Source organism: Micromonospora sp. NPDC051296 (assembly GCF_040682255.1).
Taxonomy (GTDB): Bacteria; Actinomycetota; Actinomycetes; order Mycobacteriales; family Micromonosporaceae; genus Micromonospora; species Micromonospora craterilacus.
Genome location: NZ_JBFBAO010000110.1, coordinates 1 through 17,723 on the forward strand (window position 1 = coordinate 1; position 17,723 = coordinate 17,723).

Below are 17,723 nucleotides of genomic sequence, written 5' to 3' on the forward strand. Positions count from 1 at the left end.
GGACGGGTGGAGCGGCACCGGAGCGGGCGGGAGCGGCGACGGATCGTTCGGGTCACCGAGGAAGTCGCAGGCGGAACACCCATCGCCGCCGCCGCGTGCAGGAACAGATCGGGAGCGGGCTTGCCGTGGGCGACCTCGGTCGCGCTGAAGATGCGGCCCTCAAAGCGGGGATACAGGCCGGTGCGGCCCAGGGTGTGGCGCATCTTCTCGTGCGTACCGCTGGACGCCACGCACGTCAGGTGGGTGATCTCATCGAGCGCGTCGTGGATCCCGTCGACGGCGGTCAGTCCGGCGTCCACCGCTTGGCGGTGCGCTAGGTCGAACCGGTCCGCCCAGGTGGCAGCCACGCCCTGTCCAAGGCGGGCCGCGATCTGTTCACCGATGGACATGCTGGACCGGCCGATGAAGCGCTCGATGACCTCTGCCTCGGTCAGCGGCCAGCCCAGTTCCGCGCCAAGCGCGATGTTGACGCGGACCGCGATGCGCTCGCTGTCGACCAGCACCCCGTCGCAGTCGAAGATGACAAGCCCGATCGGATTGATCATCCGGACAGGCTAGTCGAGTGGATGGGGCGAACCTGGCGGCATCCGGCGGTCCCCAATGGCGTCCAATCGCCGTGCGCCTGCAGGGATGCTACGTGTTGCGGGGCAGGGACAATGCGGTCGCCGTGGCGGCCGCATTCCGGGCGAGGGCCTCGCGGGCGCCTTCCGGGCCGAGGGCGATCACCGCACGAACGCGTTCGAGGATCTCATCCTCCCACGGGACCGGGTGCGGGTCGGCACGGTTCAGTTCGCCGGCCTTCTCGGCTCGCGCTGCCGCAGCCAGCGCCGCGTCCCAGTCACCGCGGATGACGTGCAGGTAGGCGAGTTCCTCGGACGCACGCATGTCGGGGTCGGTCAGGCCACGCTCCGCCCTCCGGGCTTCCCGCTCCAGCCGGAAAGCGAGGAAACCTTCCACATCTCCGTAACGGTCCAGGAAGGGCACGCCCTCCCGCAGTACGACGGTCCGGATGTCCGCCATCACCGGTTCGTAGCCGGCCAAGGCGTCCGGCTCGGGGAACACCCCGTCCAGCCGCCGTGAGCATGTGTAGCCGTCGGTCATCGGCACCGCAAGCAACCAGACGATCACCTCCACCTGGAAGTTGGGCCGGTGCCGCAATGGTGGTAGCGGCTGCACCGTCTGGGCGGTCCAGCCGATCGGCCCGCGCACCAGCCGACCCTGCGCGGCACGCCAGGCGTCGCCCAGGGCGGGTAGAAGGTACGCCTCGACGGCCTTTTCCCACCTGCCGACATCCACGTGATCATGTCCTCCTCAGCATCGAACGGTGATCGCCGGAGTGTTCCGGAAATCTCGCGGCAGCTGGTTCTGCAGGTCCCTGTACCACGTGGTATCGAGCCCTTTGGCGCCGGTTTTCAGGTCGAGGAAGAGTTCCGGTTCCAGTTCGTTCACACCGAACACCACATCCGGCGCCTTGGCACCTTTCTCCCAGCCCTCCCGTCCGGTGACCGGATTGTTCCACCTGCTGGCGAGCACACCGTTGCGGTAGCCGACCTCCGCGAACAGGTTGGCCGACGCCGGTTCCGCACCGACGAGTTCCGCGAGTCGTTTGTGTACCCGGTCGCCCCAGTGCTGCGGGGACTCCCCCGGCCACCGTTGCACGTCCTTGCACGCCTGCTTCGCGAGCTGTTCGACACGGGTCTTCGCCTGCTGCTGGCGGGTGTTCAGGGTGGGCGGGTTCGCGCCGGTCGGCAGGTACTCGTGAGGCTTGTCTGCCGGCTTGACGCCCAGCGTGCCGTTGCGTTTGATCTCGTCGGCCAGGTCCGCGGCCATCTTCTTGGCGTCCGCCGTGGTGACCGCGCGGGCAACCGCCGTGTACGCGGCGTACACCTGGTGGGTCTTGGGTTTCCGGGCCGGCGGGATGAAGTACGACGCGCGGCACCGTACCGTGGCGGTGTCCTTCGGCTTCATGGTCAGGACTTCCGGGCAGGTCTGCACCACCTTGCCGTCCAACGTCATGGTGATGTCCACCTCGACGGTCACCTGCTTACTGACCGTCACGTACTTGGATGCCGACGTGATCCGGCTGCGGAGCTTCAGGTTCGCGGTGCAGCCGTTGGTGTTGCAGGGACTGAGGTTCGCCTTGCCGGTCAGCGACACCTGGACGATGCTGTCGAGGGACTGCGCCAGTACGTCCATCTGACGTCTCACCTCGTCGAACAGCAGCTGCCGCTGGTCGTCGGTGAGAACTTGTAGCTTGGCGCGCAACTCGACGTCGCTGACCCGGTACGCGATCGTCTGGAAGCCGCTGCCCGACTCGGTCACCGGGGTAGTGCTCACTCCCAGCAGTTGTCTCGGTTCGGCCGTGCTGATCAGGTACGTGACACCGCCGATTACCACCCCTCGCGCCTCGACGCCGTCCACCGAGGTGACCGCGCCGAGTGCGGGTGACTCCTCTGGCTGCGGGTAGCCGTTCTCGTCGATGCCCGGCACCATGCCGGTGGCGAGCAGAGCCGGCGCCAGCACGTCACCGAAGTCGAATCCGAAAAGGTCGCTGGGTACGCGCACCCACCGTTTGGCGAAGACCTTCTCGCGCCCGTCGGTGAGCCCGGCCTCGCGCCAGAAAGCGGCGCCGACCTTCAGAAACGTACGATCGCCCAGGTCCAGGAGTTCGGCGGTCTGGCCACCGGTGATCAGCTTGCCGCGTACGGTGCCTTCGTTGGTCACCTGGACGTCCATGCTGACGCGGTCGCCGTCCGGGCCGGTGAACGACCCTTGGTAGCGGACCGCCGGCGTGGTGAGCAGCCGCTCGGCCGCCTGCCTCAGCTCCTGGTCGGCGGTGTTCGCCGCCGCCTGCGCCTCGGTGGGCCGCTCCTCCTTGTCACCGAGTTCGCCGGCGAAGCGGGGCGCCACGATGAGCACGCCGCTCGCGCAGATCAGCAGGAAAGCCAGGGCCAGGCCACCGAACAGCAGCCCGAGCCGTCGCGGTCGTGCCGATGCCGGCGGCGAAGGCGGTGGGGGCGGGGGAAACGGTGGCGGCGCCGGGTCGCTCATGGCCTCGCTCCATCGACGATGAACAGGCCCTGGTCAATGTATACGGTGCCGGCAAAGCCCGCGTGCGCCGCTGCGTCTGATGAGTGGTGCACGGTGCCGAGCCGATACCGGGCCGTGCGGAGGCAGTGTCTCCTCACGAATGCGGCCCCTACAGTGGGCATCGTGATCTTTGCCTGGTGGATGGCCGCCGTCCGGTACCGCCGTGCGATCTTCGTGCTGGCGGTGCTGGGCCTGGCAGCGGTGGTCGCTGTCGGCACGCTGTCGCCGAGGGAACCGACCGGCTTGGTTTTGGGCTTGTTCGTCGCGATGGTGGTGCTTCTCGTACTGCTGACGCTGGTGCTCCGGGTCGCTCGACGGAGTGTTCCCACCGGCCTGGAGGTCACCCGTTGCGCGTTTCGGTCCCCGCGACCCACCTTCGTCCTGGGCTTGACCCTGCCGCACCTGTGCGCGATCGCTATTCTCGTTCTTCCGGGTTTGTGGACGGCGCGGTACGAGCAGGCCGTCGACCCCGGTTGGCTGCTGGTCGTTGCACTGACTGCCGCGCCGATCGGGCTCTACCTGCCAGCCCTCTGGCGCGGAGTCGGGGTGATCCTGACTCCGGACGGCATCCGCTCGGATCGCTACCTCGGCACCCTGACGATTCCCTGGGACGCCCTGGCCGACGTCCAGCCGGTCCAACCCGCTGACGCTCGCGGCGAGGTTCGGCTCACCTACACCCGTCCGGAGCTGGTCCGGCGCACCGGCCTGCCGTTGCGTCGGGACCGGATCTACTTCGAGGGCACCGACCGTGACCTGATCGCCGACGCCGTCGCTCATTACGCCGCACATCCCGCCGCCCGTGCGACGATCGGCAGCCATACCGGCTACGAAAATCTCCAACAGGTGCATGCCGACGCTACGCCGGCACGCCGGCATGCACCCGAGCCGACACCGTCCCGATGGAAGATCTCCGGATCGTTCCTCATCGCCGCCCTCGCCACCGTGGTGGCGGCCCGGCCGCCTGCGGCGCTGACCGACTCCCGGATGATGATCGGTCTTATCGGCCTTCTCTGCTTCCTCAGCGCGTCCGCGAATTTGCACACCCGATCCACGACGCGAAAGCGGACATCAACCTGAAGACTGCTGTGCGCGGTCCTGCACAGGTGACCTCCGTTTCTGGTGCCGTGCGCTCCCCGAGGCGACCGGCATCGCTCGCAGGATGACTGCCGTACGTTTAAGTCTTCGACATTTCGGCAGTCTCGTTCCCAGTCGATTCCGGATCCGTTGCATCCGAGGTCACCACGTGACCCTGCGCTCGATTCGCCCGTTTTACTTCGCGTTCGAGGCTAACTAGCCAGGCGCGATAACTAAGATGTTTAAATGGCATATAGACTGCGAGGATAACGAGACTTGCCGCGGAGAGCGCGCTGGCCGGCGCGGCAAGCCACGGCAACCAGCCTTGGGTACCCGCCATGACGGCCATGAGTGCCGCCAGTTCGCCAAGGACGAACAGCGAGCATGTGACCGCGTAGACCGCATAGCTACGAGCCGCTGACGGCAGCACCGACGTAGTGATCCATCTGACGGGCCTCGGATCCTTGATGAACTCTAGATCCTCTTCAGTCGCTGCAATTCGCATCGAGAGATCGAATACCGCTCGCATCTCGATCAGCACAGCTATAAGCAGAGTGGGCAAAACCTGAGCGATCACTTGATAATAGTCGGGGCTCCTCACTTCATCCACGGTCTCATACCGTCGCAAGCCCTTGGCCCGGACTGTTTCGATGATTGATTATCCGGAGGTCCAAGTAAATGGAGTACGTGTCCAGAGTGCCGCGACCGCCGCTGGACGGGCTGATCGACGACCTTTACTACCTGGAGAGGACGCCGCCGTACGCCCGGCTGACGCTGCCGCCGTCGCCGGCGGCATTGCTCATCGTCAACCTCGGGGCGCCGTTCCGCATCCGCGCCGGCACCGACATCGAGACGGCCGAGTACGCCGACGGCTGCGTGGTCACCATGCCCACCCGCGCGTTGGAGTTCGGCTACCCACTCCGGACCCGGTCCGTCGGCGTGCACGTCAAGCCGTGGGGGCTGGCGCCGTTCCTGCCGATGCCCGCAGCCGAGCTGTGTGACCGGCCGGTGACGGTAGAGCAGGTTTGGGGCCGGCCCGCCATTGCTGAGCTGCGAGACCGGCTGCCACGGCGGACGGACCGCACGAGATGCTGACGCTGCTCGAAGAGGATTTGATGCGACGGCTGTGCGAGACACCCGGCCTGGCGCTAGTCCGTCATACGAGCAGCGTCATCGCGGCGACCAACGGGGCGGTGCCGGTCGGCGACCTGAGCGAGGCAGCCGGTGTCAGCAACACTCATCTGGCACAGCGGTACAAGGAACTCATCGGCGTCACGCCGAAACGGCTGGCCCGCTCCCACCGCTTCGCCGCCACCGTGCTCGCGATCAACCCCGCCGAACCGATCGACTGGGGCGAGCTCGCCGGTGGCGCAGGCTACTTCGACCAGGCCCACTTCGGCCACGAGTTCCGGACGTTCACCGGGCTCACGCCGACCCGGTACATCGAAGTCCGGCGGCGGTTCCTGCGCGAACATCCCGGCCACGCACTGGACAACTGGTAGCTGCCGGCCGATTGATTTCTTACAAGAGCTTCAGCTCACGACACGCTACTTTGGGGTGCCCAAAGTAGAGGAGAGCCCCGTGGGCAAAGTAGTCATGTACAGCTCGGTATCGGTAGACGGCTTTGTCGCGGACGAGAATGACCAGCCCGGACCGCTGTTCGACTGGTTGCTCAGTGGTGACGTCCCGTTGGACGAAAGCGGCGTCTTGAAAGTGTCGCAGACGTCCTACGACTACGTCCGGCCATACTGGGACCAGATCGGGGTGACAATCGCCGGCCGCCACGTCTTCGACATAACGGACGGCTGGGACGGAAAGCCTCCAAGCGGGATCGACCACGTCGTCGTCGTGACCCACCGGCCAGCGCCCGAGGGCTGGGACCCCGAGGCGCCGTTTCACTTCGTCGACGGCGTCGAGGCAGCCATGGCCAAGGCGCAGGAGCTTGCGGGTGACCGCATTGTCGAGGTCGCCGCTGGCGACGTCGGTGGCCAGGTGCTTGCCGCGGGCCTGATCGACGAGGTGCGCATGGACGTCGTACCCGTCGTGTTCGGGTCCGGCAAGCGCTACTTCGGGTCGGTCCACGCGCAGCACCTGTTGGAGGATCCTGACGTGGTGATTCAGGGCAACCGGGTGCTTCACCTGCGCTATCGGGTGCGCCGTTGACCGATCTGGGCGGGTACGCGAAGAAGTCCACTGCGAACGGTGACACAAGTTCGGGCCTCCGGCTGCGTTTGCGCATCGCTGCCCCGGGACCGACGCGCCAGCCAACATCCCGCCGGCGCTTGATGGGCTCGTCGCAGAGTTGCCGAGCACTCACATGCCGCTGACCTGTGAGGGTGGGCGGGTCGACGGCCGAGCAGCTATCCCGGCAACGAGTCCGGCGCGCCGGGCCGGGGCTCCAGGACCACCACCGCGGTCTCGGACGACCGCAGCGCCGCATAGGCGTCGAGGTTCTTATCGATCTCGCGCCAGCGGGCCCACAGCCGCACCCGCTCGTCGCCGGTCGCGGCGTGACCACGTACCGACCGCCGCCCGTCGACCAGATCGACGCTCGCCTCCGGATGCGTTTGCAGGTTGAGCCACCAGCCGGGCTCACCCTCACCCCACCCATTCATCGCCAGCGTCACCAGGTTCGCCCCGTCCTCGAAGTACCCGAGGATGACACTGCGCTGCTGGCCGGTGCGGCGCCCGACGACGGTCAGCCGCAGGGTGCCCCAGCCGTTGACGCGCGGCCGCCACAATCCGGCTCGGCCGCCAGAGACCCGGTACAGGCGCCGGTGCACCGACCAGGCAAGACGGATGAACCAGCGCGGCGGCAACCACGGGTTTTTCGCCCGGTTCTCGATCGACATGACGACCTCCCACACCTGGCCCGCCATGGTACGAACAGGATGCCAGCCGCAGCGTCAGACGGGCCGGCGGAGCCGAACGGCCGGCCGATGCCCCAGCTGCATCGCCTCTGCATCGGCCTCTCATCCGCGCAGTCGGCGGCATCCCCAGCGTGTCGAATTGAGCGCGGTCAGTGTGTTTGGGTCTCCCAGACCGGCTGCTGGGGCTCGTCGTTGTGCACGATGATGTCGGCGTGATCGGTCGGGCGGACCGTAGCGAAGTAGAACCGTTGGGAGGGGATGTAACGCTCGCGCCAGCGCCGTTCGACGTCGGCCCGAGATGACACCCGGCGCTCTCGGATCACGGCACGATCAACGGTCTTCTCGAGCGCGGTCGACACGAAGATGCGCAGATCCCATCGGTCAATCAGTTCCGGGCGCATGAGGAAGACGCCGTCGAAGACCAGCACGGCGTCGGCGGGGGCAGTTGTGACCGGCGGGGACAGCACTGTATCTGCTCTGCGGTCGTAGACCGCGTGTTGGCAGCGTCGATCTCCGCTCGGGCCGAGCGGATCGAGCAGCACCCGGTTCAGTGCCTCGTAGTCGTGGGTGTCGAAGAAGCAGCCTTCGGCCGAGTACTCGCCGCGTGGATAGCGCTGTGCCCGGGCGAAGAGGAAATCGTCGATAGTCGCGCGGATGACGTCGCGGCCCTGTGTACGCAAGACGACGGCCAGCTCGTCGGCGAGGGTGGTCTTGCCGGCGGCGGGCGGTCCGTCGATGGCAACCCGCGTCGGGTGTGCGACTGTGACGGACCCGACTGCCTCAGCCAGGCGGCGGAGCATCTCGTCGCGGGTGCCTTGGTCCATGTCCTGCCCGTCCTAGTCTCGCGAAGGGTCGCTGTGCCGAGCCGACCTTATGCGTGCCAGCCTTCGCGCCCGGCCACTTGCCCGAGTGAGCCGCTGCTCGAGGTTTCTGCCGCCCTCGTCCGGTGCGTACAGGAGCGATGTACAGGCACCGGTAATCATCCGCGATGCCGCAGACCGTGCGCGCCGGCAGCAACCCAAGCCGTCACGCTCCGCGATTGCCCTTCCGCGTCGGTCGACGTCCGAAAATGCCGATTTCAGGGCGTCGCCTTGAGGACTTTTTGGGTGACGGCGCGGAGGTGAGCCGTGCCTGATCTGGGGAGCTCCGGCAAACCTGTTGCACCCAACCTGTCGTCCTGCTTGTCTGAGGCCCGTTGACGACCTAACCCAACCCGAGGAGACCGGTGGCAGTTACGCCGCTCGGAATCGCCTATGACCACGCGGTGGGCGTCGACAACCTGCCGATCGTCTTGATCCACGCCGGTATCGCCGACCGTAGGATGTGGGATCCCCAGTGGAAGGGCCTCACCAGCGAATACGACGTCGTGCGGCTTGACCTACGCGGCTTCGGGGAATCGACGGCTCCCCCAGAGGGGCCGCTGTCGCACGTCGACGATGTCCTCTCGACGCTCTCCCATCTCGGCGTCGGGCGATGCCACCTCGTGGGCTCTTCGCTCGGTGCCGGCGTCGCATCCGAGGTGGCACTGACGGCGCCGCAGCTCGTTCAATCCCTCCTGCTGTGCCCGCCGGGTGGCAGCCTGCTAGCCGAACTGACCGACGACTTCAAGGCCTTCCTCGACGCGGAGAAGAGCGCGCTCGCCGTCGGCGATATCGATGCCGCCGTCGAGGCCAACATCGCCTACTGGGTCGTCGGCCCCGGCCGGGAAGCCTCGCAGGTCGACCCCGGCTTTCAGGACTTCGTACGACGTATGCAGCGCCGGGCGTTCGAGGTGACCGCGTCCTGGACAGACGTTGACGAGGTCGAGCTGGATCCGCCCGCGTTGGATCGGCTGGAGGACATCAGAGCGCCGACGCTGGTGCTGGTCGGTGGTCACGACCTCGCCACGACCCGAGACTGCGCCGACCGGGTGTGCGGAGGGCTTACCGACGTTCGCCGCGTCGACTGGCCCGACGTCGCCCACCTGCCGTCGCTGGAGCAGCCCGACCGATTCCTCGCCTTGCTCCTCGACTGGGTCGCCAACCACAGGGGCTGACGGACGAGCGGTGATCTGCTCTGACCAGCCTCAAGCACTCTCACGCCTGAGTACGCAATCGAACATCCGGATCTTCCGCGATCCGAGCATCACGGTTGCCGAACGAGTGGCCGTGCCGGCGACATCTGAACCTGCCGAAGAACCGGCTCCGGGTCGGGCCGGCGGCCCTACGCCCCAGAGTCGCCAAGGCTCGCGCGCCGGCGCTTCCTTTCGACGGCCGACTCAGCTACCGGCTGCCCGGCTTGGTCTGAAACCAGAGGATCACGACCGCGGCGAAGAACAGCAACACAAAGAACGCGCACGGGCACAGCAGGAGCCACGCCATTCCTTCCATGGCGCACAGCCTAGGCTTGCCGCACGCCGAGCTCGGCAACCTGCACACGGTCACGGTGATCCTCAATAGGATCGGCACTGGTGGGGCATCCGCATCCGCCGCTGGTCGTGCGGTCGACCAAGACGAAGTGGTAGCCGGGACTGGGCTCACGCATGGCCGGGCGGGCACAATGCGGCGGTGTCTGATCTCTCTGAGCCGCTCGGCTACCGCCTTATCACCGGACCCGATGATGCCGGATTCTGCGCTCGCGTCAGCGGCCTTCTCGACCAGGGCTATCAACTGTATGGATCGCCGGCGCTGACCTTCAACGGTGAACGCGTCATCGCCGCTCAAGCGTTGGTGCTGCCGCACTCCGTTGGCTCCGGAGCATCCGAGGGCAGCGCCAGATAGACCCGCGCTCATGGGGCAATCCTGGCAGCGCTTGTCGCAGATCGCGTGCACGCTCGTAGCCGCCAAGCGCTCGTCACCGAAGGTCCTGGTGCACCAATCAGCGGAGTCCTGCCGGGTGTAGGGCTGGGGCAGGGGGAGCCACTGCTGGATGAGCGGATCCGCGCAAGCGATCTGATTTTCCTCGATGTCGGTTGCGGAGAAGGGCCGCAGCAAGAGATCACCCGCCAGCAGGCGGGTCTCGGGGAACGTGGGGGTCATTCCTGCTGGCCATCATCCGTGTGCGGCACAGCGGCAGACCGCCACGCGACATCCTCTTCTGCCGCGCCGTGTGTGCATCGATCGTCTTGATCAGCTATTCGTACGTGCTGAGACGTTCGGTGTCAGGCTGGCCGACGTCGGCGGGGAGTTGCCGTACCGTGTCGCCTGCCTTGATCGTTGCGCCGACGAGCACCCGGGCGTTGAGGCCGCGCAGTCGCAGTCGCTTGCCATCCTCGCTCCAGACGATTTTGTGGGCGTCGCGTCCGAACCGGGCGGCGAATTTGGCACAGCCAGTGTGTGGCTGGTCGGTCACTTCGATCACGGCCCGGTCGCCGATCGCTAGGCGCGAACCGGCTGGCAGGGTGCCGACGCTCAGGTCGAGATCGAGGTAGAGCTGGTCCCCGGCGAGCGCCCAGGCGTCACGATCGGGACCTGCGATCAGTTCGATGAAACGGGAGTTGATGACGTTCAGCTGCATGTCGGGGTGCGGTGACCGGTCGGCCGTTCGTGAGCTGGGCCGTTGACTCCAGCTGTCGCCGATCAGCCCGGCGCTGGGGTCCAGTTCCGCCTGGGAGAGCACCTCCCGGGCGTCAACGGCCGGCCGACGTACGGCCAATGCCAGGGTGCCGACACCGCGTGGGGAGCGCCGCACGAGGTGCAGCCCTTCCATGATCTCATCCATGGAGCGATGGCGTACGGTGATGGAGTCTGCCACGGTCCGACTGTGCCCGACGCACACCAGCGGCGTCCAAACTGTTTCTCGAAACGCGAGATCGGACTGAGGGTCTGCTTCGTGTTGCCCCTCATCAGTGCGCCACAGAGCCGCGGCTCGGAACGCGGGCGTACAGGGCATCGCGGCGGGCGGGGCGGTGAGATCCTGGGCGGCATGACAGACCTCGACGCCAAGGCGAATCTCCATCGGTATCTGCGGGATACGCGCGAGGCGCTGCTCGGGAAGCTCGACGGGCTGTCGGAGTACGACGTGCGGCGCCCGCTCGTGCCGACCGGGACGAACCTGCTCGGGCTGGTCAAGCACGTGGCGTCGGTGGCCGCCGGGTATTTCGGCGAGGTGTTCGACCGCCCCTTTCCCGAACCCGTCGCGGGCCTTGACGAAGACGCCGAGCCGAACACGGACATGTGGGCCGCAGCCGACGAGTCCCGCGACGACATCACCGGCCTGTGGCACCGAGTGTGGGCACATGCGGACGCCACGATCGAGGCGCTCCCGATCGACGCGCCCGGCTCGGTGCGGTGGTGGCAACACACGCCGGTGACGCTGCACCACATTCTCGTGCACGTGCTCGCCGAGCTGAACCGGCACGCCGGGCACGCCGACATCGTGCGCGAACTGGTCGACGGCCAGGTCGGCTGGCGGTGGCCGGGCGACAACGTGGTCGAGGGCGACGAGGCGTGGTGGGCCGCCTACCGCGAGAGGCTGGAATCCACCGCACGATGCGCGGCAGACCGTCATCCTCGATGACGACGTTCGTAGGCGTGGATAACTCGAAGCGTGGGATTCGCGCCCTCTGGCGTGCGCAGCCGATCGGTCAGTAGGAAATCGGGCAAGGCCAACCCGGCCCCATGGCCTTCAAGCTCATCGAGTCCGCCCAACGCCGCTGGCGCGGCGTCAACGCACCCCAGCCAGCGTGCCGGCGGTCGGCGATGCGATGGAGCCGCTTCGGCCGCGCGTTCTGGGACAGCCGCCGGCTGACCGCGGCTTGAGCAGATCGCCGAATCGGTCGCGCGCTCGGTCTGCGGTCTGGTTCGCACCACGACGGTGTTGAGTAGGTGGGATCGGGCGCCGATGAGAAATGGCGCCGACAGTAGTCTGAGTACGGTCCGGTGAAAACGCGCTTCGCGAATCAAGGGAGAGCAACGAGATGAGACCACTTCGATACTCGATCAACGTCACACTCGACGGCTGCTGCCATCACGAGGCAGGGCTCCCCCCCGACGAGGAGTCGATGCGCTACTGGACCGCTGAGATGGAACGAGCCGATGCCCTGCTATTCGGCCGGGTGACCTACGAAATGATGGAGTCGGCGTGGCGGCAGCCGGGCACGGGCACGTGGCCTGACTGGATGGATGAGTGGGAGATCCCGTTCGCCGAGACCATCGACCGGGCGAAGAAGTACGTCGTGTCGAGCACGCTGAGCGGGGTCGATTGGAATGCCGAGTTGGTGCGAGGCGACTTGGGGCAAGCGGTTCGGCGGCTCAAGCAGGAGCCAGGCGAGGGCCTGTTCGTGGGTGGCGTGACGCTCCCCCTGGCGTTGGCAGATCTGGGACTGATCGACGAGTACGTGTTTCTTGTGCAGCCGGTCCTTGCCGGACACGGGCCGACGTTGCTCGCCGGTCTGCGCGAGCGCATCCAGCTCGAGCTCGTGGATCGCCATGAGTTCCGGTCGGGGGCGACCGCCCTGCGATACCGGCCCACGCGAGCAACGGCTTGACGTGATTTGTCCTGGCACGTTGGCGGTTGGTCAGACAGGCTCCTTTCGCTGTCAACGCCCATCGGGGTGCGGCCGTTCGTCAAAGGCCAGTGTCAGCGTGCTGTGGTACGCACGGGACTCGGAACGCTCCCGTCCTGGGTCATCTGGCTCGGTGTCGGTCGTCCACACCTTCACCGCCCGATACGCGAACCCGTCCTGCGCGGTCGCCTCGGCGAGAAAGGAAACCCTCTGCCCGGCAGCAAGCTGCCGGAACCCGTTCATGGCGATGGCCGAAAAATGGACCCAACACCCGCCGGGGACCTCCGACCCATCGATGACACCCCACCCCTCGTCGATGTGATAGGTCCGAACGACTCCAGAGCTTGCCACCCGTTCATTCTGCCCGGCGCAGGTATCGCGAAGTACAACGTCGTGCTGACGTGCACACATTCGTGGCCGGCAGGTCAGGCGAGCAAGGTGGCGTCATGAAGCACCAACGGCGACCACTGCGACGCGCCGTCGCGTCCATGCTGTGGGTCGACGCCGATGAACCGGCTCGTCCTGACGCGTGTGAACGTGTGGCGGGCGTTCCAGTCGACTGCGGCTCGCTGGCGGATCCGTTCGCCGCACCGCCACGCTTTGCGGCGAAAATCCACGATGGTGGAGTGTCCGTGTACCTGGCCGAAGGGCGGGGGCTCGGCGGCGTCCAACCAGGAGTCGTATAGGTCGGGGGCCGCCTCGGCCCACAGCGGTCCGCGTTCGTGCCACAGGATGTCCTCGGGGCGGGTGTTGAGCAGGTCCGCAGCGGTGGCAGCGATGACCGGTCCGCCCAGTTTCCGCCAGGCGTCGACAGTGAGGCCGGCGTGGGTGATCAGGAATTCCTCTCCCTCCACGGTGCGCACCGCGGCAGCGACTCGCAGGCAGTCCCGCAGCCACCAGTTCCTCAGGAGTGCGACGTCTTCGTCGGACAGCCGCTGTGGCCAGAACCGCTCGGCTCCGAGGTACTGCGACTCGTGATTACCGATGAGCTGGATCCACCGCCGCGAGTTCTCCAGTCGACGCCGAACGAAAGCGAGAACGCCTGCACTGTCCGGGCCGCGATCGACCAAGTCACCAACCTGAATCACCACGGCGTCTGGATCCTCCAGCACAGGCGCCACGGCCTGGGACAGCTGATCGACACATCCGCCAACGTCACCAATGATCATGATCTTCGCCATGTCGGCCTCCGCATGGCGATGGTAGCCGCCGTCGAAGCGCCTACCAGAGCGCGCTCATCTAGCCGCCGATCGTGCGCGCTCTCCACTGGGGTGGGCCACCCCGCCAGTAGCAGCCGCAGCTCCGGCGAGTTGCGGCCCTCACGATTGCTGTGGCGGCCGCACGTGTGGGGCCAATCGTTCTCCAGCAGCGAGGTTGTCACGCCAACAGCGGTAGACCAGGCCGGTTACCACCTCAACCGACCCTGCTGCGACGAGACAGGTCAGAAGATCACCCTCGGCCGGCGCGTCGACGTCGAAGGCAATGATCGCTGGCGGCTCTTCACCGACGTGCCGACGCACCAGTGTGCGCTCGTCGAGGGTGGATTCCCGGAACCGAGGATCCCGGAACTGGGTCGGGCAGGCCAAGTATGCGACGTCGGTGAAGACCACCTCGAGACCGTGGTGGCAGGTCAGGTCGTGCCCCGCGGCCAACCGAAGCTGAGAGCCATCGAAGTGCAGCACGTCCCAATCCCACCAAGATCCCTCAGGCAGTTCGATCACACCATCGATCCTTCCACCGGCGATCAGCCAATGGACCGAGTCGGCATCCGGATCTCCCGCAATGCGTACGGTGTCAGTGGGGTGTGGGACTGATGGTGGCCGCTGGGTCAGCGGCCACCATCAGCCCAGGGGTGGTTTGCGCCGGTCTACGGGGTGGGGTTGCGCAGGCTGGTGGTGAAGGCGCTCCAGGACGTCGGCGAGAAGGTCAGCAAGGGTCCGTTGGGGTCCTTGCTGTCCCGGACGCCGACGCCACCACCGGGGAGCGTGTCGGCGACCTCGACGCAGGCGCCCTGGTTGCCGCTGCGGCTGCTCTTGCGCCAGTTGACAGTCGTCGTGTCAGGCACGGGTGAATGCCTCCATCGTTGCGGTGATTAACGTCCTCGACGACTTCTCGTCGAGTGCTCGTGAGGTCACGTCGTCCCAGGCCAGGTTGTAGGCGGCGACCTCGGTTGCCTTGTCGAGGTAGAGCGCGCCGGTGAGGCTGTCGACGTAGACCAGCGGGGGTTCAAGGGGTTCCGAGGTGCCGGGCACGGTCGGGAACTCCAGGACGATGAACCCGGAAGTCATCCCGCCGTGCACGCCAGCCTCGAACGGAAGGACCCTGAGCTGCACGCTAGGCGACCGGCTCACATCGAGCAGATGTTGGAGCTGGGCAGCCATGACCTTCGGGCCGCCCACGGCTCGACGTATGGCCGCCTCACTCAGCACGACCGATAGGTGCGGTGGCCGAGGGCTGGAGAGCAGGCGTTGACGCTCCATCCGGAAATCGACCTGCCGCTCAACCTCCTGCGCGTCGATGAGGCCGTGCGGCACGCCAGTGACTTCCTTGGCGTATTCACGGGTCTGGAGGAGGCCGGGCACGGCCTCCGGTCCGTACTCCCGGATGCGCTCGGCACTGCTTTCAAGCCGGACGAACAGGCCGAACCAGCTCGGTAGGCGGGTGTTGGTGTAGTCGTGCCACCAGGCGCTCGCACCATTGGTACGGGTTTCGGCGGCGAGGGCGAGCAGCTCGGCGCGGTCTTCGGGGCTGGCCTCGTACAGCTCGCACATCGCCTTGACCTCGATGTCGCGGAACTTGACGCGTGGGTCGCCGGCTTCGATCCGGTGAATCGTCGCAGGGCTGCGCTGAAGGAGCGCCGCTGACTTCTCCTGGCTCATCCCGATCTCTTTGCGGAGGGCGGTCAGCTTGCGGCCGATCCTTCGCCTCAACAGGGCCGATCCGTCCGTGTCGGACACGGAGCCTCCTATCACCATTTTGCCAAACAGCAGCATACAAACGATGGGTCGCTTGATCACAGTCCGCACTTTGCCGCCCTGACCAGGGCTAACACCCGACGGGCAGCTCCAACATGGAAACTCCTTCATGATTTCCCGCTCCATGATGTCTTGCATTCTTCCTGACAGCGACGAAACGATGACGGTCAGCAGGTTGTCGCCGATTCTGGGACACCAGCGGCATTTCAGGCAGGACGGGTCGATCACGGTCCCCTGAGGACAGACGTAACCGGGCTCCGAATTCCACAAGTTGCCGGAGCCGGGTGCAGGGACCGCGCCCACTTCCCCCTGCGGGGGCGGTCCCTGCACCCCATTTGGTCGGGGTGCGCGGTCGGTGCCGGGGAGGGCCCGGCCGCGCATCTCTCAGCGAAAGGTGATGGCAGTGCGCGTCAAGTGGTTCGTCCCCGGTGGCGAGCAGGCGTTCAAGCCGTTCGGCATCGACTGCGGCCCGCCGGCTCCAGCCGGTGGGCGTCGCTGGTGGTGGGGGTTGCGGGGGCGTGGCCGTGTATAGGACGCCTCAGCCGCTTCCCGAGGTCGCATCCGGCACGCTGCTGCGGCTGGAGCCGGGCGACTGGTCGTACGGCCGTGATCTGACCCCTGGCACGCCGGTGGCCGTCACCGTGGCGAGCGTCCGGGATCTGCCGAACCGCAGCGACGAGTGGGTGTGGGTGCTGGGTCATCGGCCCGAGTGCGAGTACCCGCATGTCGACCGGCATCCGCCGTGCATGGAGGTGCGGGTCAGAGTGGCCGCGCTGCGCCGCCAGAAATCCGCACCATGACCGGCACCGAGGAGAGCGATCGCCCCGGCGATCGCTTCGAGTCGGCGCGCAACACGGTGCTCCAGCACCGCGACGGCGGGACCTGTTTCCACTGCGGGGACGGCGGGTGCGGGCAGTACGCCTGGGCGGTCGAGGAGCTGGGCCGCCATCCGGGTGGTCGGGCGCTCCTGCGCCAGCTCGGGTTTCCCACCGACGATTCGACCGAGGAAGGCCAGCCGAGGTGACCAGCACCCCGGGCGGCGAGTACGCCCCACACCTACGAGAGCATCCGGCGCCGAGCCGGCCGGTGCGGGCCGTCGGCAGTGCCGCCGCGCACAGCATGCGGCTTGCCGATGAGTTCTTCTACCTGGCGCATGACGACCAGACCGGCCGCCCTCGGCTGTTCGAGTCGGCGCTGGCGCACGGTCTGGCCGCCGCGCTGCTGGCCGAGTTGCACTGGGAGGGCCGGGTCACCTTCGAACGCGGGTATGTCCGCGTCGTCCGTAGCGCGCCGCCGAAGGACTGGCTGCAACATCTCGTGCTGGACCGGTTGATCGCCGAGCCGCAGCACACGGCAACCCGGACGTGGCTGGCGTTCGTGGCGACCACCGCCTACGAGCAGGTGGCGACCCGGATGTGGCAGCTCGGGCTGCTCCGTCAGCACCAGGTGGGCCGGTTGTGGCGGCAGCGCATCGCCTACGTGCCGGCGGACATGAACACGGCCGCCTGGTCGTGGGCCCGGCTGTCGTACCAGCTGCGTAACTACCAGCGGCTCAACGCCTTCGACGTGGCCCTCACGGGGCTGGCGCTGCACACCCAACTCGACCCGATCCTGCTCGACGGTGCGCCCCTCGCGACCCGCGCGTTCCTGCGTCAGCAGGTCGAGCAGGCTCACCCGCCGCTGCGGGACCTGCTCGCCGACCTCGGTGCCGTCGTCGGCGGTGCCGTGCTGAGCCACCGCACCTCCTGAACACCACCAATCCCCATCCACTCCTGTTCGGAAAGAGAATCGATGTCCCACTCGAAACCCGACACCGTGTCCGCCGTGCTGGCCCGTGGTCGGCTCGGCATCCCGTCGGTGGTGTTCTTCGTGATCGCCGCCGCCGCGCCGCTCACCGTGGTCGCCGGTGGTGCGACCACCGGGTACGCGGTCACCGGGGTCACCGGCATCCCGGTCGCCTATCTGGTGGTCGCGGCCGTGCTCGCGCTGTTCGCGGTCGGCTACGTGGCCATGTCGCGGCGGATCGTCAACGCGGGCGCGTTCTACACCTACGTCACCCGGGGCCTCGGCCGCCCGGCCGGGGTCGGCGCGGCGATGGTCGCGCTGCTCGCGTACAACGCGATGCAGATCGGCTTGGTGCGCCATGAGGCGCTGTGTGACCGGGTGGGGTGAGAGGACCCACCGCCGGGTTGTCGCAGCAACCTGGTGAAGCTGGCGGCAGCCTGACCC

General features: G+C 67.1%; 23 protein-coding genes and 1 pseudogene. 12 read left to right on the forward strand and 12 right to left on the reverse strand.

The features are described from left to right. From AB0M52_RS14195 to AB0M52_RS14205, 3 genes are all read right to left on the reverse strand, one after another. The coding region (locus AB0M52_RS14195; RefSeq protein WP_363953190.1) for an HAD family hydrolase at nt 1-545 on the reverse strand (545 nt) is incomplete at its 3' end. A gap of 88 nt (nt 546-633) precedes the next feature. Continuing rightward, nucleotides 634-1,296, reverse strand: coding sequence for a hypothetical protein (locus AB0M52_RS14200; protein WP_363953192.1), 663 nt, complete (start codon nt 1,294-1,296; stop codon nt 634-636). A gap of 15 nt (nt 1,297-1,311) precedes the next feature. After that, entirely contained in the window at nt 1,312-3,051 is a 1,740-nt protein-coding gene (locus tag AB0M52_RS14205) for a hypothetical protein (RefSeq protein WP_363953194.1), read from the reverse strand. Nucleotides 3,052-3,204: 153 nt separating this feature from the next. Here AB0M52_RS14205 and AB0M52_RS14210 point away from each other — a divergent pair, with 153 nt between their 5' ends. Then, on the forward strand, nt 3,205-4,167 hold the full coding sequence (locus tag AB0M52_RS14210; protein ID WP_363953196.1) for a hypothetical protein: 963 nt from the start codon (nt 3,205-3,207) through the stop codon (nt 4,165-4,167). A gap of 97 nt (nt 4,168-4,264) precedes the next feature. On the opposite strand, the gene AB0M52_RS14215 is transcribed toward AB0M52_RS14210, so the two are convergent. Further along, the gene (locus AB0M52_RS14215) at nt 4,265-4,705 is read right to left on the reverse strand and encodes a hypothetical protein (protein WP_363953198.1); all 441 of its coding nucleotides are present in this window, start codon (nt 4,703-4,705) and stop codon (nt 4,265-4,267) included. 137 nt (nt 4,706-4,842) lie between these two features. Between AB0M52_RS14215 and AB0M52_RS14220 the strand changes: the two genes are divergently transcribed. The 3 genes from AB0M52_RS14220 (at nt 4,843) to AB0M52_RS14230 (ending at nt 6,327) form a co-directional block, all read left to right on the forward strand. Next, nucleotides 4,843-5,259, forward strand: a complete 417-nt coding sequence (locus tag AB0M52_RS14220; protein WP_363953200.1) for a DUF6597 domain-containing transcriptional factor — start codon at nt 4,843-4,845, stop codon at nt 5,257-5,259. Continuing rightward, complete coding sequence (locus AB0M52_RS14225; protein WP_363953202.1) at nt 5,253-5,666, forward strand: helix-turn-helix domain-containing protein; 414 nt, start codon at nt 5,253-5,255, stop codon at nt 5,664-5,666. Before AB0M52_RS14220 ends, AB0M52_RS14225 begins: the two co-directional genes overlap by 7 nt. A gap of 79 nt (nt 5,667-5,745) precedes the next feature. Further along, on the forward strand, nt 5,746-6,327 hold the full coding sequence (locus AB0M52_RS14230) for a dihydrofolate reductase family protein (RefSeq protein WP_363953204.1): 582 nt from the start codon (nt 5,746-5,748) through the stop codon (nt 6,325-6,327). 197 nt (nt 6,328-6,524) lie between these two features. On the opposite strand, the gene AB0M52_RS14235 is transcribed toward AB0M52_RS14230, so the two are convergent. Together AB0M52_RS14235 and AB0M52_RS14240 are read right to left on the reverse strand one after the other, a co-directional pair. Then, a complete protein-coding gene (locus AB0M52_RS14235) occupies nt 6,525-7,031 on the reverse strand; it encodes a nitroreductase/quinone reductase family protein (RefSeq protein ID WP_363953206.1) in 507 nt (168 codons plus the stop codon). Nucleotides 7,032-7,183: 152 nt separating this feature from the next. Then, nucleotides 7,184-7,858: a uridylate kinase gene (locus AB0M52_RS14240; RefSeq protein ID WP_363953208.1), complete on the reverse strand. Its 675-nt coding sequence runs from the start codon at nt 7,856-7,858 to the stop codon at nt 7,184-7,186. A gap of 401 nt (nt 7,859-8,259) precedes the next feature. On the opposite strand from AB0M52_RS14240, the gene AB0M52_RS14245 reads away from it, so the two are divergent. Beyond that, nucleotides 8,260-9,069, forward strand: a complete 810-nt coding sequence (locus AB0M52_RS14245) for an alpha/beta hydrolase (protein ID WP_363953210.1) — start codon at nt 8,260-8,262, stop codon at nt 9,067-9,069. Nucleotides 9,070-9,580: 511 nt separating this feature from the next. Beyond that, nucleotides 9,581-9,793 carry a DUF1737 domain-containing protein gene (locus AB0M52_RS14250; RefSeq protein WP_363953212.1) on the forward strand — a complete coding sequence of 71 codons (213 nt, stop codon included), beginning with the start codon at nt 9,581-9,583 and terminating at the stop codon, nt 9,791-9,793. Nucleotides 9,794-10,145: 352 nt separating this feature from the next. On the opposite strand, the gene AB0M52_RS14255 is transcribed toward AB0M52_RS14250, so the two are convergent. Next, nucleotides 10,146-10,766, reverse strand: coding sequence for an MOSC domain-containing protein (locus AB0M52_RS14255; protein ID WP_363953214.1), 621 nt, complete (start codon nt 10,764-10,766; stop codon nt 10,146-10,148). Between the two features lie 9 nt (nt 10,767-10,775). Here AB0M52_RS14255 and AB0M52_RS14260 point away from each other — a divergent pair, with 9 nt between their 5' ends. Both AB0M52_RS14260 and AB0M52_RS14265 read left to right on the forward strand, forming a co-directional pair. Next, nucleotides 10,776-11,531, forward strand: coding sequence for a DinB family protein (locus AB0M52_RS14260; RefSeq protein WP_363953216.1), 756 nt, complete (start codon nt 10,776-10,778; stop codon nt 11,529-11,531). Nucleotides 11,532-11,931: 400 nt separating this feature from the next. Continuing rightward, nucleotides 11,932-12,501, forward strand: a complete 570-nt coding sequence (locus AB0M52_RS14265; protein WP_363953218.1) for a dihydrofolate reductase family protein — start codon at nt 11,932-11,934, stop codon at nt 12,499-12,501. Between the two features lie 51 nt (nt 12,502-12,552). Here the strand turns inward: AB0M52_RS14265 and AB0M52_RS14270 are convergent, their stop codons facing one another. From AB0M52_RS14270 to AB0M52_RS14290, 5 genes are all read right to left on the reverse strand, one after another. Then, on the reverse strand, nt 12,553-12,870 hold the full coding sequence (locus AB0M52_RS14270; protein ID WP_363953220.1) for a cold shock domain-containing protein: 318 nt from the start codon (nt 12,868-12,870) through the stop codon (nt 12,553-12,555). 74 nt (nt 12,871-12,944) lie between these two features. Continuing rightward, on the reverse strand, nt 12,945-13,700 hold the full coding sequence (locus AB0M52_RS14275; protein ID WP_363953222.1) for a metallophosphoesterase: 756 nt from the start codon (nt 13,698-13,700) through the stop codon (nt 12,945-12,947). Between the two features lie 138 nt (nt 13,701-13,838). Beyond that, complete coding sequence (locus AB0M52_RS14280; protein WP_363953224.1) at nt 13,839-14,240, reverse strand: hypothetical protein; 402 nt, start codon at nt 14,238-14,240, stop codon at nt 13,839-13,841. Between the two features lie 146 nt (nt 14,241-14,386). Next, nucleotides 14,387-14,584, reverse strand: coding sequence for a DUF397 domain-containing protein (locus AB0M52_RS14285; RefSeq protein ID WP_363953226.1), 198 nt, complete (start codon nt 14,582-14,584; stop codon nt 14,387-14,389). Then, entirely contained in the window at nt 14,577-15,494 is a 918-nt protein-coding gene (locus tag AB0M52_RS14290) for a helix-turn-helix transcriptional regulator (protein ID WP_363953234.1), read from the reverse strand. Before AB0M52_RS14290 ends, AB0M52_RS14285 begins: the two co-directional genes overlap by 8 nt. 518 nt (nt 15,495-16,012) lie before the next feature. Here AB0M52_RS14290 and AB0M52_RS14295 point away from each other — a divergent pair. The 4 genes and pseudogenes from AB0M52_RS14295 to AB0M52_RS14310 form a co-directional block, all read left to right on the forward strand. Next, nucleotides 16,013-16,294, forward strand: coding sequence for a hypothetical protein (locus AB0M52_RS14295; RefSeq protein ID WP_363953228.1), 282 nt, complete (start codon nt 16,013-16,015; stop codon nt 16,292-16,294). Then, on the forward strand, nt 16,291-16,518 hold the full coding sequence (locus AB0M52_RS14300) for a hypothetical protein (RefSeq protein ID WP_363953230.1): 228 nt from the start codon (nt 16,291-16,293) through the stop codon (nt 16,516-16,518). The genes AB0M52_RS14295 and AB0M52_RS14300 overlap by 4 nt, the downstream gene beginning before the upstream one ends. Then, the gene (locus tag AB0M52_RS14305) at nt 16,515-17,243 is read left to right on the forward strand and encodes a GPP34 family phosphoprotein (protein ID WP_363953232.1); all 729 of its coding nucleotides are present in this window, start codon (nt 16,515-16,517) and stop codon (nt 17,241-17,243) included. The genes AB0M52_RS14300 and AB0M52_RS14305 overlap by 4 nt, the downstream gene beginning before the upstream one ends. 42 nt (nt 17,244-17,285) lie before the next feature. Continuing rightward, nucleotides 17,286-17,630, forward strand: a pseudogene (locus tag AB0M52_RS14310) (amino acid permease); the annotation flags it as partial. Nucleotides 17,631-17,723: the final 93 nt, after the last annotated feature.

What these genes read in the sequence shown, in the direction of transcription:
- AB0M52_RS14205 (WP_363953194.1), bottom strand. Translation starts at nt 3,051, where the DNA reads ATGAGCGACCCGGCGCCGCCACCGTTTCCCCCGCCCCCACCGCCTTCG.
- AB0M52_RS14220 (WP_363953200.1), top strand. Translation starts at nt 4,843, where the DNA reads ATGGAGTACGTGTCCAGAGTGCCGCGACCGCCGCTGGACGGGCTGATC.
- AB0M52_RS14225 (WP_363953202.1), top strand. Translation starts at nt 5,253, where the DNA reads ATGCTGACGCTGCTCGAAGAGGATTTGATGCGACGGCTGTGCGAGACA.
- AB0M52_RS14240 (WP_363953208.1), bottom strand. Translation starts at nt 7,858, where the DNA reads ATGGACCAAGGCACCCGCGACGAGATGCTCCGCCGCCTGGCTGAGGCA.
- AB0M52_RS14265 (WP_363953218.1), top strand. Translation starts at nt 11,932, where the DNA reads ATGAGACCACTTCGATACTCGATCAACGTCACACTCGACGGCTGCTGC.
- AB0M52_RS14275 (WP_363953222.1), bottom strand. Translation starts at nt 13,700, where the DNA reads ATGGCGAAGATCATGATCATTGGTGACGTTGGCGGATGTGTCGATCAG.
- AB0M52_RS14290 (WP_363953234.1), bottom strand. Translation starts at nt 15,494, where the DNA reads ATGGTGATAGGAGGCTCCGTGTCCGACACGGACGGATCGGCCCTGTTG.
- AB0M52_RS14300 (WP_363953230.1), top strand. Translation starts at nt 16,291, where the DNA reads ATGACCGGCACCGAGGAGAGCGATCGCCCCGGCGATCGCTTCGAGTCG.